The organism is Paenibacillus ehimensis NBRC 15659 (genome assembly GCF_004000785.1).
GTDB lineage: Bacteria > Bacillota > Bacilli > Paenibacillales > NBRC-103111 > Paenibacillus_G > Paenibacillus_G ehimensis.
Genome location: NZ_BILX01000056.1, coordinates 1 through 13,486, shown reverse-complemented (window position 1 = coordinate 13,486; position 13,486 = coordinate 1). Strand labels below are relative to the sequence as shown.

Annotated in this window: 15 protein-coding genes; 5 read left to right on the top strand and 10 right to left on the bottom strand. The window is 55.5% G+C overall.

Annotated features, from left to right (window positions below; genetic code table 11):
• Positions 1-5: 5 nt before the first annotated feature.
• The 10 genes from hisG to PEH01S_RS24695 all read right to left on the bottom strand — a co-directional run bounded on the left by hisG (position 6) and on the right by PEH01S_RS24695 (position 8,984).
• Positions 6-647: an ATP phosphoribosyltransferase gene (gene hisG / locus PEH01S_RS24735; protein WP_025845180.1), complete on the bottom strand. Its 642-nt coding sequence runs from the start codon at positions 645-647 to the stop codon at positions 6-8.
• A gap of 13 nt (positions 648-660) precedes the next feature.
• The gene (locus tag PEH01S_RS24730; RefSeq protein WP_127488640.1) at positions 661-1,866 is read right to left on the bottom strand and encodes an ATP phosphoribosyltransferase regulatory subunit; all 1,206 of its coding nucleotides are present in this window, start codon (positions 1,864-1,866) and stop codon (positions 661-663) included.
• 273 nt (positions 1,867-2,139) lie between these two features.
• A complete protein-coding gene (locus tag PEH01S_RS35560; RefSeq protein WP_301292632.1) occupies positions 2,140-2,259 on the bottom strand; it encodes a putative holin-like toxin in 120 nt (39 codons plus the stop codon).
• 127 nt (positions 2,260-2,386) lie between these two features.
• On the bottom strand, positions 2,387-2,893 hold the full coding sequence (locus PEH01S_RS24725) for an acyltransferase (RefSeq protein WP_025845184.1): 507 nt from the start codon (positions 2,891-2,893) through the stop codon (positions 2,387-2,389).
• A 3-nt stretch (positions 2,894-2,896) separates the two neighbouring features.
• Positions 2,897-3,544: a pyrophosphatase PpaX gene (gene ppaX / locus PEH01S_RS24720; protein WP_127488638.1), complete on the bottom strand. Its 648-nt coding sequence runs from the start codon at positions 3,542-3,544 to the stop codon at positions 2,897-2,899.
• Between the two features lie 4 nt (positions 3,545-3,548).
• A complete protein-coding gene (gene lgt / locus PEH01S_RS24715; RefSeq protein WP_127488636.1) occupies positions 3,549-4,544 on the bottom strand; it encodes a prolipoprotein diacylglyceryl transferase in 996 nt (331 codons plus the stop codon).
• Positions 4,545-4,597: 53 nt separating this feature from the next.
• Positions 4,598-5,536 carry an HPr(Ser) kinase/phosphatase gene (gene hprK / locus PEH01S_RS24710; protein ID WP_025845189.1) on the bottom strand — a complete coding sequence of 313 codons (939 nt, stop codon included), beginning with the start codon at positions 5,534-5,536 and terminating at the stop codon, positions 4,598-4,600.
• A gap of 58 nt (positions 5,537-5,594) precedes the next feature.
• Positions 5,595-6,491 carry a LysR family transcriptional regulator gene (locus PEH01S_RS24705; protein WP_025845191.1) on the bottom strand — a complete coding sequence of 299 codons (897 nt, stop codon included), beginning with the start codon at positions 6,489-6,491 and terminating at the stop codon, positions 5,595-5,597.
• 160 nt (positions 6,492-6,651) lie between these two features.
• Positions 6,652-7,776: an ABC transporter ATP-binding protein gene (locus tag PEH01S_RS24700; protein ID WP_025845193.1), complete on the bottom strand. Its 1,125-nt coding sequence runs from the start codon at positions 7,774-7,776 to the stop codon at positions 6,652-6,654.
• A gap of 92 nt (positions 7,777-7,868) precedes the next feature.
• Complete coding sequence (locus PEH01S_RS24695) at positions 7,869-8,984, bottom strand: PucR family transcriptional regulator (RefSeq protein WP_127488634.1); 1,116 nt, start codon at positions 8,982-8,984, stop codon at positions 7,869-7,871.
• A 185-nt stretch (positions 8,985-9,169) separates the two neighbouring features.
• Between PEH01S_RS24695 and PEH01S_RS24690 the strand changes: the two genes are divergently transcribed.
• From PEH01S_RS24690 to PEH01S_RS24670, 5 genes are all read left to right on the top strand, one after another.
• The gene (locus tag PEH01S_RS24690; RefSeq protein WP_246063058.1) at positions 9,170-10,453 is read left to right on the top strand and encodes a nickel-dependent lactate racemase family protein; all 1,284 of its coding nucleotides are present in this window, start codon (positions 9,170-9,172) and stop codon (positions 10,451-10,453) included.
• A 21-nt stretch (positions 10,454-10,474) separates the two neighbouring features.
• A complete protein-coding gene (locus PEH01S_RS24685) occupies positions 10,475-10,867 on the top strand; it encodes a hypothetical protein (RefSeq protein ID WP_025845199.1) in 393 nt (130 codons plus the stop codon).
• 4 nt (positions 10,868-10,871) lie between these two features.
• On the top strand, positions 10,872-11,480 hold the full coding sequence (locus PEH01S_RS24680; RefSeq protein ID WP_127488632.1) for a gluconate 2-dehydrogenase subunit 3 family protein: 609 nt from the start codon (positions 10,872-10,874) through the stop codon (positions 11,478-11,480).
• The gene (locus tag PEH01S_RS24675) at positions 11,470-13,044 is read left to right on the top strand and encodes a GMC family oxidoreductase (RefSeq protein ID WP_127488630.1); all 1,575 of its coding nucleotides are present in this window, start codon (positions 11,470-11,472) and stop codon (positions 13,042-13,044) included. The genes PEH01S_RS24680 and PEH01S_RS24675 overlap by 11 nt, the downstream gene beginning before the upstream one ends.
• Positions 13,045-13,117: 73 nt before the next feature.
• On the top strand, positions 13,118-13,426 hold the full coding sequence (locus PEH01S_RS24670; protein ID WP_127488628.1) for an MTH1187 family thiamine-binding protein: 309 nt from the start codon (positions 13,118-13,120) through the stop codon (positions 13,424-13,426).
• Positions 13,427-13,486 lie beyond the last annotated feature (60 nt).

Sequence of the window (13,486 nt, the reverse complement as noted above, 5' to 3'; positions counted from 1 at the left end):
TATGCCTATGCCTTTGCCGTCACAGCGGCAATGACCGGCTGCAGCCGGTCGCAGAGCGCCTGGATGGCGTCGTTCTTCATCCGGTAGCTGACGCGGTTGGCAATGAGCCGGCTTGTAATCGCAAAAATCTGCTCATGCTCCGCGAGCCCGTTTTCCCGGATCGTGCTGCCCGTCTCCACCATATCGACGATCCGGTCCGCCAGACCGATCAGCGGGGCCAGCTCGATCGAGCCGTTGAGCTTGATGACCTCCACCTGCTGCCCCTGCTCCCGAAAATATTGCGAAGCCACGTTCGGATATTTTGTCGCCACCCGCGGGTTCAACACCGGCTGCCAATCCGGCAGCCCGATGACGGACATGCGGCAGCGCGCAATCCCGAGATCCAGCAGCTCGTATACGTCCCGGTTCTCCTCCATCAGCACGTCTTTGCCGACGACGCCGATATCCGCCACGCCGTATTCGACGTAGGTCGGCACATCGACCGGCTTCGCCATAATGAATTCCATCCGCGCCTCCGGAACGGCGATAATCAGCTTGCGCGAATCGTCCGTCTCCTCGGGGATGGCGAGCCCCGCTTCGCGGAACAGCTTGGAAGCCTGTTTATAAATACGCCCTTTGGGCATTGCCACCTTCAATAAATCCTGCATGCGCTGCCCCTCCTTACTCCGTAAACGATATAATGTCGCAATAGCGGGAGCCGTGCACGTGCAGCACGCCGTCTGCTTGCCGAACCGCATGCAGCCCTTGTTGTCCGTCCGCCAGAAGACGCGTCTCCGCGATAAAGCCTTCCCGGGAGCGGTACTCCCTTGCCTTAGCCAGCGCGGCCGCCCGATGGGGCTCCGTGTAAACGATCAGTACGCGCTGCGGGGCGTCTTCCGTTTTGCTTTTGCCGATTACTTCCAGTATCCGGTTTGTTTTCAAAGCGAAGCCCGTCGCCGGCGCCGGACGCCCGAACTGCGCCAGCAGGTTGTCGTACCGTCCTCCGCTGCATACGGGAAAGCCCAAGTCCGCGGCGTAGCCTTCGAACGTCATCCCCGTATAATACGAGAAATCGCCGATCATCGTCAGATCGATCAGCACATGCTCGCTGACGCCGTACGCTTCCAGCACGTCCCAGATTTCGCACAGATGCGCAATCGCATGCTGGGCGACGGGGTCCTTCGTTACCTGCCGCGCCTGACGGCAAATTTCCTGGCCGCCGCGCAGCCGGAGAATACCTTCCAGCTCCTGCTGCACTTCCCGAGGAAGGCCTAGAGACTTGATCGTCTCCCGGTAGCCGACGTGATCGCGGCTAAGCAGGCACGCTTTCAGCGCGGTCTGTGCGTCTTGACGCTGCCGGAGCGTCTCCTGGAACAAGCCGTTGAGAAAGCCCACGTGGCCGAGGGCGATCTTGAACTCCTGCACACCGGCCGCTTGCAAGCAAGCGATCGCCAAGGCAATCACCTCGGCATCGGCTTCACTGGAAGCATCGCCTATGAGCTCCACGCCCGTCTGAAAAAACTCCGCATCCCGGCCCGCCTCGGCTTCGAACGCCCGAAACACGTTCGCTTGATACGAGAGCCGCAGCGGAAACGGATGCTCCTTGAGCAGCGAGGACGCGACCCGGGCGATCGGGGCCGTCATATCGGAACGCATCACAAGCGTCGTGCCGTTCCGGTCCAGCAGCTTGAACAGCTTTTTATCCTCCGTCGAGCTGGCCACCCCAACGGTATCGTAATACTCCAGAGTAGGAGTAATAATTTCTCTATAGCCCCAGCGCTCCATGCATTGCATGACTTTATATTCGATGCTGCGGAGCTTGGCCGCCGCTTCGGGGAGGTAATCTTTTACGCCTGTCGGCTTTTCAAACACCTTCGGTTTGGACACCGTCTTCACCCTGCTATCTCTAATTTTGCTTTAGTGCGCTACCATACTACCAAAATAAAGAATGTAATCGTAAGTTTATCACGGGAACGCTTGATTCGTCAATGATCCGATTGCATGGAGCCTGTTGCGCGAATAAAGACAAGAGCATATAATAACAATACAAGGGAGCAACGGCTGCCACCGTGCTCCCGAGGTACAATAACCGCTTCAAAGGCGGTCGGCTGAATAAGGAATGATCGTGAAATAGACCGTATTCCCTGTGTGATGGGCGGTCTATTTCTTTTTGTTTTGGATAAGGGCGACGATGATGTTAACTACCAGCGTGAGCAGCGCAACAAGCAGCATCCCGAAGCCGATCATTAAAGTCAGCGTGTCCTTAACCTCCACAGGCATCACCTCCCTTCCGGGAGATTAGCCGACCGCCCTTGCAAGCCTTTTTATTGTACAAGCCGTATTATAGAACATAATGTTAACTTTTGCAAAATATTAAATTCGCTATTTGTAAAAAAAACCTGCCGACTCATCGTTCCGGCTCCGCCCTGCGCACATCCTCCCGGATCACCCGAAGCGGATTCCCCGCCACAAAGCTGTACGGCGCCACATCCTTATGCACGACCGAGCCCGCGCCCACGACCGCATGATCGCCAATCGTCACTCCGGGCAAAATCGTCGTATTCGCTCCGATCATCACATGGGAGCCGATCTTCACCCGCCCGAGCCGATATTCCTTGATCAAATACTCATGCGTCAGAATCGTTGAATTGTAGCCGATGATCGTATTGTCTCCAACCTCGATCTTCTCCGGAAAAAACACATCCACCATCACCATCAACGCAAAGGAGGCATGCTCCCCTACCTTCATCCCGAGCACATGGCGGTAAATCCACCGTTTCAGCGGCAAGGAGGGGGCATACCTGGAAATCTGGATAAAAATGAAATTACGGACCGCCTTGAAACGGCTGATCGTCTTATATACCTGCCACAGCGAGTTCGGTCCTTCCACCGGATATTTGTCCGTGTTTCTCAAGCGCTATTTCCCCTCGATCCCGACAATCGGCACAATATCGCGCATATCCTGTATAATATGGGTCGGCTTGTACTGCTTCAAATATTCGGTCCCTTTCAGCGACCATGCGACCGCCACCGACGGAATGCCCGCATTGTGCGCCGCTTCGATATCATAGTGGCTGTCGCCGACCATCAGCGTGGACGAGAGGTCGCCGCCGAGCTCCCGGACCGCTTTGTGAATCCCTTCCGGGTCCGGCTTCGCTTTCCCGACGTCGTCCACCGTTACGATCGTGCCGAAGTAGTCGTACAGTCCCGTCAGCTTCAGCCCCATTTCCGTCGTCTGCCGGATTTTGCTTGTCACCACGCCCAGCTTGACGCCGGCGGCATGGAGCTTCGCCAGCGTCTCGCGCACATGGGGAAATTCCCGCACCAGCTCGTCATGATGGGCAATATTAAACGTCCGGTACTTTTGCACCAAATCATCCACCTGCTCCCGCCCGGAGAAGAACATCATCTGCTCAATCAAAGGCCGTCCCATGTTCGGAACAATATGCTCCCGGGTGACCGGCTCCGCGGTGATTCCCTCGAACGTATGCAAGAACGACTGAATAATCAGCTCGTTCGTATCGACAATCGTTCCGTCCAGATCAAATAACACAGTTTGTATCATGCTGCTACTCCTTTGCCTTTACGTCTGCTTCCTTACCGCTTTCCGGCCGATTGCCTGCATCCGCGGCGTCAGCCGTTCCCTCCGCCGCTTGTCCGATCCGTACAATCGGATCGCTGTATCGCTCCGAAGCTGCCCCCGTCCGGCGGCGAACGATGATCAGCGCAATCGCGGCCAGCACGATCAGCACCGCCAGAAGCTGCGAAATCCGCACATTCCCTCCGTAGGTCATAAACCCAGGCTCAAAGCCAAGGGCTCTCATCGGTGCCCACATGCCGTTCATCAGCGCAGCCAGCCAGCCTGGCCCCGTAAAATCGAGACTGTCCGTCCGCAGACCCTCTACGAAAAACCGCCCGATCGAATACCAGATGAAATAACTGAAAAAGAGCTCCCCCGCCCGCAAAAACGAACGCCGCCGCAGCACGAACAGCAGGAGGAGTCCTACGACGTTCCAAAGCGACTCGTATAAAAACGTCGGATGATAATACTGACCTTCAATCAGCATTTGATTGACGATCCAATCCGGCAGATGCAGGTTGTTCCTGAGGAACGATTCCGCCACCGGCCCGCCGTGCGCTTCCTGATTGATGAAGTTGCCCCAACGCCCGATCGCTTGTCCAATGATTAAGCCCGGCGCGCAAATATCGGCAATACGCCAGAACGAATAGCCTTTCCGCCGCACGTAAATAACCGCCGCGATAATGGCGCCGATCAGCGCCCCGTAAATGGCAATACCGCCTTCCCAAACGGCAAAAACTTTCCATAGATTATCCTGATAATCTTCCCATTTGAAAGCGACATAGTAAATTCTTGCGCCAACGATCGCCGATGGTACCCCAATCAACACCAAATCCATGAAGAAGTCCGGGGATATGCGGAACCTTTTCCCTTCTCGAATCGCGAGCAGCAAACCGACCAACGCTGCCGTCCCTAAGATGATGCCGTACCAACGGACGCTCAACGGACCGATGGAAAAAGCAATCGGATTAATCGCGAGAAACATGCTTGTGACTCCTTCCTTACGTCAAAAGTTGTCCGCCCTCATGCGGGCTTCCCTTACAAATCGTCCATGTCCTCGGCCAGCGACTCGGTCAGCTTATTCGTAAACTGCAGGGCAGCGTTATAGCCCATCCGTTTCAAACGGTAATTCATCGCCGCAACCTCAATAATAACCGCCAGGTTTCGTCCCGGCCGCACCGGAATCGTCACGAGCGGTATATTCGTATCGATAATCTGGGTCGTTTCCTCGTCCAGGCCGAGCCGGTCGTATTGTTTATCCTGCTGCCATGTCTCCAGTTTGACGACCACCGATATTTTCTTCTCCGTCCGCACCGCACCGGCGCCGAACAGCGTCATGACGTTAATAATCCCGATGCCGCGGATTTCAAGCAGGTGCCGGATTAATTCGGGCGCATTGCCGATCAGCTGATGGTCGGCCGTTTGACGGATTTCCACCGCATCGTCCGCGATCAGCCGGTGTCCCCGCTTCACCAGCTCCAAAGCCGTTTCGCTTTTGCCGATCCCGCTGGAACCGGAAATCAGCATGCCGATACCGTATACGTCGACCAGCACCCCATGAATCGTCGTCGTAGGGGCGAGCCGGTTTTCCAGAAAGTTCGTTAAGCGGCTGGCCAAAATCGTCGTCGCCATCGCCGTCCGAACGACCGTGATCTGATGCTCGTTAGCCGCGGCAAGCAATTCGATCGGCGCGTCCATACCGCGACTGATAATAATGCAGGGTGTCTCCTCTGGCGCGCACAGCCGGTGCATCCGGTCCATCCGCTCCTCCGACGACAACCCATCGAAGAACGTCAGCTCCGTTTTGCCGAGAATTTGGACCCGGTCCGTCGGATGGAATTCGTAATAACCGGCCATCTCGAGTCCGGGACGGTACAAATCCGCCGTGACGATCGGACGCTTCAGTCCCTCTTCGCCGCAAATAATTTCCAGATGGAACTCTCTCACCAAATCCGATACTTTCACTTTTTTCGGCATCGTGATCTTTCTCCTTTTTATCCCAATATCCTCATCCTAAAGGAATCAGCCGCATAAATCAACCGGAAGCGGCCGTGCGAAGCCCTCTCACCTGCTGGACGAAACGGTCCAGCGCAAGCGTTCCCGCCCGCTCCTCGCCTTGAATCAGCGACAACAAACGGGTGAGCCGCTGGCCGCGAATCCGCAGCTCCTTCAGTTCCTCCGTCGCAAGCATCCGTCCTACGGTCCAACGCGATAGTACGGCAATACCCAGTCCGGCTGCAACCGTCTCCTTGACGCCTTGCGTACTGCTCAGCACGTAAGCCCGCTGCACCCGCAGTCCCCACTCGCGGATCAGCCGGTCGCTGTAGGCCCGGGTACCGGAGCCGACCTCGCGGAAGATCCAAACTTGGTCCTGCAAAGCCTCCGGCGTCACTTCCCTGTACGCCGCAAGCGGATGGCCTGCCGGAACGGCTACGATCATCTCGTCCTCCATGAACGTCTCCGAGCGGATCCCCGACCGCTGCAGCTCCCCTTCGACCAGCCCGACCTCCAGCTCGTGCGCTTGCACAAGCCGCTCGATTTCATCCGTATTGCCGACGGTGACCTGTACCTCCACCCCCGGATATAGACGTGCATAGCTGGCCAGCAGCTTGGGCAGAAGAAACTCTCCGATCGTGAAGCTCGCTCCTACGCTCAAACTGCCGGAGACAACCTGGTTCAGTCGGTCGATCTCATGCTTCGCCGTTTCGTATTGCAGCAGTATCGCCTTCGCTTGACGATACAGGATTTCCCCGGCCTCCGTCAGCTTCACCCGTTTGGACGAACGATGAAGCAGCTTCGTCCCGAATTCGTTCTCCAAGCTGCGGATATGCATGCTGACCCCCGGCTGAGACAAATGCAGCAGCTCCGCCGCTCGCGAAAAATGCTGCAGCTCCGCCACCGTCACAAACACTTTCAATTGCTCGATGCTCATGAATCTCCCCGCTCCCTAGTTCTTCGTACAGCCGCGCTGTCCGGACGAACCCTTCATTCGTAGAGGCTACGCCTAGCATATCGCGATTTCCCTTCCAATACCACCCGCAGCAAAAAAGGCCAGCCCGTCAGGACTGACCTTTTATTCCGTACGATACGCATTAAGCGTTCAGCAAAATGGAATTCGTCGTATCTTTATCGAAGAAGTGAACTTTGTTCATGTCCACAGCAAGCTTCACATTGGAGCCTTCCTTGGCGTTCGAGCGGCCGTCTACACGAACGACGACCATTTGGCTGCCGAGTCCGCTGAGGTGCAAGAGCATTTCATGACCGAGGTTCTCCGCCACTTCCACGTGTGCGTTGACGATGGTGTTCGGAGAAGCTTCCATAAAGATCGCTTCTTCGTGGAAATCTTCCGGACGCACGCCCAGCACGACTTCCTTGCCGGCGTAGCCTTTTTCGCGGAGGATTTTGGCTTTGCCTTCCGGTACTTCGACATTAAAGCCCGATGCTTTAAAGTACAAGCTGCCGCCTTGCTCAGCGAATCCGCCGTGAATGAAGTTCATGGACGGGGAACCGATAAAACCGGCTACGAACATGTTCACCGGATAGTTGTAGATGTCCTCCGGAGATGCCGCTTGTTGGATAATGCCTTTATCCATAACGACGATCCGGTCGCCCATCGTCATCGCTTCCGTCTGGTCATGCGTTACGTAGATGGTTGTCGTTTCAAGACGTTTCACGAGCTTCGTGATTTCGGCGCGCATTTGGACGCGCAGCTTCGCGTCCAAGTTGGACAGCGGTTCGTCCATCAGGAACACTTGCGGCTCGCGGACGATCGCCCGGCCCAAGGCCACGCGCTGACGCTGACCGCCGGAGAGCGCCTTCGGCTTACGGTCGAGCAAGTGTTCGATATCGAGAATTTTGGCCGCTTCGCGCACGCGGGCGTCGATGTCGGCTTTTTTGAATTTGCGCAGCTTCAAACCGAATGCCATGTTTTGATATACGTTCATATGGGGATACAAAGCGTAGGATTGGAATACCATCGCAATATCGCGGTCTTTCGGAGCGACGTCGTTCACGAGACGGTCGCCGATATACAGTTCGCCTTCCGTGATTTCCTCCAAGCCGGCGATCATCCGCAGCGTCGTGGATTTACCGCAACCGGAAGCGCCTACCAGAACCAAAAATTCCTTGTCCTGAATATCGAGATGGAAGTCTTTCACCGTTGCTTCTTCTGCGCCCGGATATTTTTTGACGACATGGTTCAAACGTACACCTGCCATGATTGATTCCCCCTACGAATTGGTATCGTGTTATTGCTTAAATCATACCGTAACAAGGCGTATCATGACTATGCACAATCTTCACAAAAAAATTACTTTCTTTTCGTTACTTTGTACAATAGCATGGCAATCTTCACAAGCACGGCGTTGTTGAACGTCCGCACGTCCAATCCCGTCTCCTGCTTGAATTTGTCCAAGCGGTAGAGCAGCGTATTCCGGTGAATATACAGCTTTTTGGCTGTCTCGCTGACATTGCAGTCCAGCTGGAAAAACTGTTCGAGCGTCGTCATCGTCTCCGCATCGAACGCCACATCGAGCCGCTTCAGCACTTGCTCCAGAAAGCTCGCCTTCTCCGCTTCCGGCACCAAATGCACCAGCCTTTCCAGCTGAAGCTCCCATGGCATATGCATATTGCTGCCCACATGATACGTGCGCCCCAGCAACATCGTCTCCCTGAGCTGAAGCACCGCGGCATATAGCGATTTCGCCGGCAGGATCGGGTAGTGGATGGCCAGATGGCATTCGCCTACCCATTCGTTCTCAAGCATTTCGTGCAAGCCATGGCCGATGGCCGCGAGCCGGTCTTCCAGCGTTTCGCCGTCCGAGTCTTCCTTATCGTCGCCGGTGTCCATCGACAATATTTTCTCCGAGCCGAGAATGAGCCATTCTTTATCCGTCAGAGGAATCAAGGTCATGTCCGCATCGAAGAACGATTCCAGCAGCTTCTTCAGCTCCCGGTCATGCGCCCGCCGCGAGGTTGTGTAGTCCCCATACAACAACAGCGGAATTTTCTTGGAGTACAGCGACAGCTGCGACACAAGAGCATCGGGCATCTCGGCCTGCGTCAAGCCGAGCTCCTGCTGCGTGCGAAGCCAATCGCGCACCATCCCCGCTTTGCGCTCCTCCTCGTTGGCGAGCGCCGGAGGCTTTTTATCCTGCGTTTTGCGGCTTTCCAGCGTAAGCTCCACAAGACGCCGTTCCACAGGCGATACGGCATCAGCCTGGATGGCCAGAAGCAGCGCATCCTGCCCTTCTTTTTGCGCCAAAAAAAGAAGCCTGCCTTCTCTAATCAAGCTTCCGTCCCCGGACCCCGGCTCCGCCTCATGCTTCTTCACTTCGCGCCGCCACGCTTCCCAGGCCCATCTGGTGGTTTGGACCGGAGTATTCAATATGGCTTCAAGCTGCTCCTTGACTTGTTCCCAATCCATCTCCTCGCTCCCAACCCCTTATGTCTGTAATAAATAACTGATTACCATCTATTGTAACACAACCTGGCCCAGGAACAGCAAGAAAAGGAACTGCCTTAGGACGTAAATCATTAACCAGGTTTAGCTGCGGATAAGAACACAAGATACGGTCATACTAAATGTAAATTTTTCATCTTTATCCATTGTTGATCTCCAAGAAAAAGGAGGCCTGTGCCATTCCCGAGCTGCATTATGGCTGCACCACCGTCTCGCTGAACCTGCCTTCGGGCAGGGCCTACGATACATTGACGTACGGGCTCGAAGCTTTAGAGACGTCTCCCGAGTTATCTCAAAACCGGATTCGCGAAGCATTGGCGGCGCCGATCGGAGCAAAGAGGCTCCGCGAGCTTGCCAAGGGCAGAAGCCGGGCCGTCATTCTGATCAGCGACGGTACCCGTCTGTGTCCTACCAGGCTGCTTTTGCCTCCGCTACTGGAAGAGCTTCACGCGGCTGGCCTGGGTGACGATCAAATCGATATTGTCGTAGCCCTCGGCGCCCATCGCAAGCACACGCCCGACGAATTGAAACGGCTGGTCGGCGCCGAAGTCTACGCGAGAATTCGCGTGCATAATCATTCGGCCGCATCGGAGGATTGCGTGTATATGGGGACGACCTCGCTCGGCACCCCGGTCGAAATCAACCGTATGGTCGCCGACACGCCGCTGCGCATAGCGACGGGCAATATCGAGCCTCATGCTATGGTAGGTATTTCCGGAGGCGTCAAAGCGCTCGTCCCCGGGGTCGCTTCCAAGCGAACCATTGAATGCCATCATGCGTTGTCGTTAACCTACAAGGCCGTGCCCGGCATCCCATATAATCCGTTGCACCTCGATTTAGAGGAAGCCGAGCGGTTCGTCCCTATTCAGTTCCTGCTCAATGTGATCGTCGACCACGATCGTCAGGTGCTGAAAGCCGTAGCCGGACATATCGCGGAAGCCCATCGGAAAGGAACCGAGTTTGCCGCCGGCTGGTTTACCCGGCAGGTAACTGAACTGTACGATGTCGTCGTCGTTTCGGCTGGAGGAGCTCCGAAAGATTTGCAGATGTATCAAGCTTTAAAAGCGCTCCGCAATGCCGCGGCCTTCGTAAAGCCGGGAGGCTCCCTGCTTCTTGTGGCGGAGTGTCCCGAAGGAATGGGAAACGGCTTGTTTCAGCATTGGATCGAGACCATGGGCGACCGCCGAAAAATGACGGACAAGCTTCGGGAGCGGTTCGTCCTCGGCGCCCACAAAATTTTGCATGTGGAAGAAGTGCTGCACCGCGCCAGGGTGTTTGTCCGTTCCTCGTTGCCTCGTCACCTGATCGAATTACTGGGCTTTTATCCGGCCGACGATTTAAGCGCTACGACCCAAGCTCTGCTGCAGAACCCCGGGGCGAAGCTGGCTGTCATGCCGTTCGGGTCGCTAACCTATCCGCGTCATCACCGCTAACAGAAACGGAGGAAGATTCATATGCACTGGATCGGATGGCCCCTGGCACGCGTCGTGTTTTTGTTCGTGGGCATCGCTTTTTTTGCCATTTGGATACAAGTGACCATCTCGCATTACCGGCAAAATTTTCACCATAAAGCCATGTGGGTTCCCGTCGTCTCTGCGCCTGTATTCAGCGTGCTAGCTGTATCGCTCGCCTATTACCGGCTGGACTGGCTGCTCTACCTTTTTTCCTATCTTATGTGGTTTGGCGTTATTGCAGGCGGCATCGGGTTTTACTTTCATTTCCACGGGGTAGGCGTTCGCGTCGGCGGGTATACGATGCGCAACTTTCTTGTCGGTCCTCCTGTCGTGCTTCCGGTTATGTTCAGCGCTTTGAGCGTCCTTGGACTTCTCGCCTATTATTGGAGGTAAAACGATGAAAAAGCTTACACGGTACCCTTCCTACGATGTCATGCACGAAAAAGACGCTTGGGACGATCATACCCAGCAAATCGTGCTTTCCCGGCTGCACACTACCGGCGATTATGTTTTCCTGACGACTGTCGAGGCCGAGAATTTGCGGGCCTGGTGCTCTCTCTTGGTCGATGACGAACGCCCGGATATCCTTCAGTTCGTATTGGATCATATCGACCGGACGCTGGCGGGCGGACAAGAAGGGCAGCGGAAAACCGGCGAGCCCGAAGCAGCCGTTCTGGTGCGTGAGGGGCTTCATGCTCTGGATATCGCATGTCAATCGATCCATACCGAGCGCTTCTTTCACCTTCAACCGAAGCAGAAAAAACAGCTCATGCTCGATGTCAGCCGGAATCAAGCGGTTCCTCTCGAAGTGTGGCAGCACGTGCCGCAGGCCGCGTTGTTCAAGAAATTGTTGAACCTGACGGTTGAGGCTTATTATTCTCATCCTGAAATATGGTCGGAGATCGGATACGCAGGTCCCGCTTATCCCCGCGGTTATGTACGTATGCATCCGGGGCAGCTCGATCCATGGGAGCCTAAGGAGGAGAGAAAGCAGCATGAAGCGTAAATATGAAGGCGAGACGGTCGATGTCGTCATTGTTGGAGCGGGGGCTGCCGGCGGCGTGCTGGCTAAAGAGCTGAGTGAAGCCGGAATGAGCGTCGTCGTGCTGGAGGCCGGACCGTTTCGGGATCCGCAGCACGATTTTGCCAGCGATGAGCTGGCCATGCAGAGCTTGGGCTGGCAGGAAGCACGCATCGTAGACGGCCGCGATCCGCTGCAAATGGGCCATAACAATTCCGGCTGGGGCGTTGGCGGGGGAACGACGCATTTTACCGGAGTCTTTTTGCGTTTTCATGAAAGCGATTTTCGAACCAAAACGCTTGACGGCGTCGGAGAGGATTGGCCGATCACATATTCCGATCTGGAGCCTTACTATACGAAGATCGAGAAGGAAATCGCCGTCTCGGGCCCAAAATATTTCCCCTGGGGCGAGTTTCATGGCCCCTATCCTTATCCCGAACGCGATCCGATCAGCCCGAACGCACAGGTATTTGCCAGAGGCTGCGAAAAGCTCGGCATTCGCTGGGTCGTCAGTCCGCTTGCCATTTTGTCCGCGCCCTTCGAAGGCCGCCCGCCTTGCATCAACCGCGGATTTTGCAACCAAGGCTGCATGCCGGACGCGAAATTCAGCACCTTGATCGTCCATATTCCCAAAGCGATGAAAGCCGGCGCGGAAGTGCTTGCCGATTGCAGGGTTACCCAAGTGAATACGGACGAGAGCGGACGGGCCACCGGAGTGACGTTTGTTCATAACGATGTAACCTATGAGCAGCGGGCGCGGCTGGTCATCGTGTCCGCCTATGTCGTAGAGACTCCGAGGCTGCTCCTGAATTCAGCGAACAGCCGTTTCCCGGACGGGCTTGCCAACAGCAGCGGATGGGTCGGCAAGGCATTCATGACCCACAGCAGCCACGACGTCTATGCGCGATTCGAAGAGGAGGTCCGCTTGTATAAAGGAACGCCGGTGCTTGCAACGACGCAAGACTTTTACAGCACTTCCCCCGAACGCGATTTCGCCCGCGGCTATACGCTGCACGCCCATGGGGTCCGCCCGGTGAGCTTTGCCAGTGGAATTACCCAATCGGATGAGGATGGCCCAGTTTGGGGGAAACGTTTGCGGGAAACGATACTCGACTACAATTACTTTGGAAGAGTGACCTTAGTCGGTGAAGTGCTCCCGAATCCGGACAACGCCATTACCTTGAGCGATGAAAAGGATGCTTTCGGCATGCCTCGCGCCAAAGTCACCTTCAGCTATGGCGAAAACGACAGACGGCTCATCCAGCATGCCATCGGAACGATGAGCGAAATTTTAAGCGCCGCCGGAGGCAAACCGGAGTTCGTCGTCCCCGATACCGCTCATTTGATGGGAGGCTGCCGCATGGGCAACGATCCCGATACGTCTGTCGTAAACTCCTACGGGCAAACGCACGATATTCCGAATCTGTTTATATGCGACGCCAGTATTTTCGTGACGTCCGGAGGCGGCAATCCGACCAATACGGTGATGGCATTGGCTGCCCGTACGGCCGATTATATCAAGGCGACCATGAAACGACTGGACCTGTAGACTATACCCCGTCCTATCCTTTGCGGTAAAATAAATACATGCCGTCTTACAAGCGAAGAAGGAGGGAGAACCAATGGCTATAGTCGAAGTAACCGTTATTCCCATCGGAACCGAAACGACCAGTTTAAGCGGATATGTCGCCGATCTGCACCGCCTGCTGGAGCAAGCTCCGGAGCCGATTCAATTCCAAATGACGCCGATGAGCACCATCATCGAAGGAGAGCTGCAAGATTTATTTCAAGTGCTTCAGCGGCTGCACGAAGCCCCATTCCAGCATGGAGCCAAACGCGTATCCACATCGATCAAAATCGACGACCGCCGGGACAAGATCGCTTCCATGGAGCAAAAGCTTCGCTCCGTCCGCAACAAACTTCAATCGTAAGACTTAAGTACAACGCAAAAAAGAGACCCTTTGAGGTCTCTTTGCTTGTCACCTGAATGG

What these genes read in the sequence shown, in the direction of transcription:
- hisG (WP_025845180.1), bottom strand. Translation starts at nt 647, where the DNA reads ATGCAGGATTTATTGAAGGTGGCAATGCCCAAAGGGCGTATTTATAAA.
- PEH01S_RS35560 (WP_301292632.1), bottom strand. Translation starts at nt 2,259, where the DNA reads ATGCCTGTGGAGGTTAAGGACACGCTGACTTTAATGATCGGCTTCGGG.
- ppaX (WP_127488638.1), bottom strand. Translation starts at nt 3,544, where the DNA reads ATGATACAAACTGTGTTATTTGATCTGGACGGAACGATTGTCGATACG.
- lgt (WP_127488636.1), bottom strand. Translation starts at nt 4,544, where the DNA reads ATGTTTCTCGCGATTAATCCGATTGCTTTTTCCATCGGTCCGTTGAGC.
- hprK (WP_025845189.1), bottom strand. Translation starts at nt 5,536, where the DNA reads ATGCCGAAAAAAGTGAAAGTATCGGATTTGGTGAGAGAGTTCCATCTG.
- PEH01S_RS24705 (WP_025845191.1), bottom strand. Translation starts at nt 6,491, where the DNA reads ATGAGCATCGAGCAATTGAAAGTGTTTGTGACGGTGGCGGAGCTGCAG.
- PEH01S_RS24700 (WP_025845193.1), bottom strand. Translation starts at nt 7,776, where the DNA reads ATGGCAGGTGTACGTTTGAACCATGTCGTCAAAAAATATCCGGGCGCA.
- PEH01S_RS24695 (WP_127488634.1), bottom strand. Translation starts at nt 8,984, where the DNA reads ATGGATTGGGAACAAGTCAAGGAGCAGCTTGAAGCCATATTGAATACT.
- PEH01S_RS24685 (WP_025845199.1), top strand. Translation starts at nt 10,475, where the DNA reads ATGCACTGGATCGGATGGCCCCTGGCACGCGTCGTGTTTTTGTTCGTG.
- PEH01S_RS24680 (WP_127488632.1), top strand. Translation starts at nt 10,872, where the DNA reads ATGAAAAAGCTTACACGGTACCCTTCCTACGATGTCATGCACGAAAAA.
- PEH01S_RS24675 (WP_127488630.1), top strand. Translation starts at nt 11,470, where the DNA reads ATGAAGCGTAAATATGAAGGCGAGACGGTCGATGTCGTCATTGTTGGA.
- PEH01S_RS24670 (WP_127488628.1), top strand. Translation starts at nt 13,118, where the DNA reads ATGGCTATAGTCGAAGTAACCGTTATTCCCATCGGAACCGAAACGACC.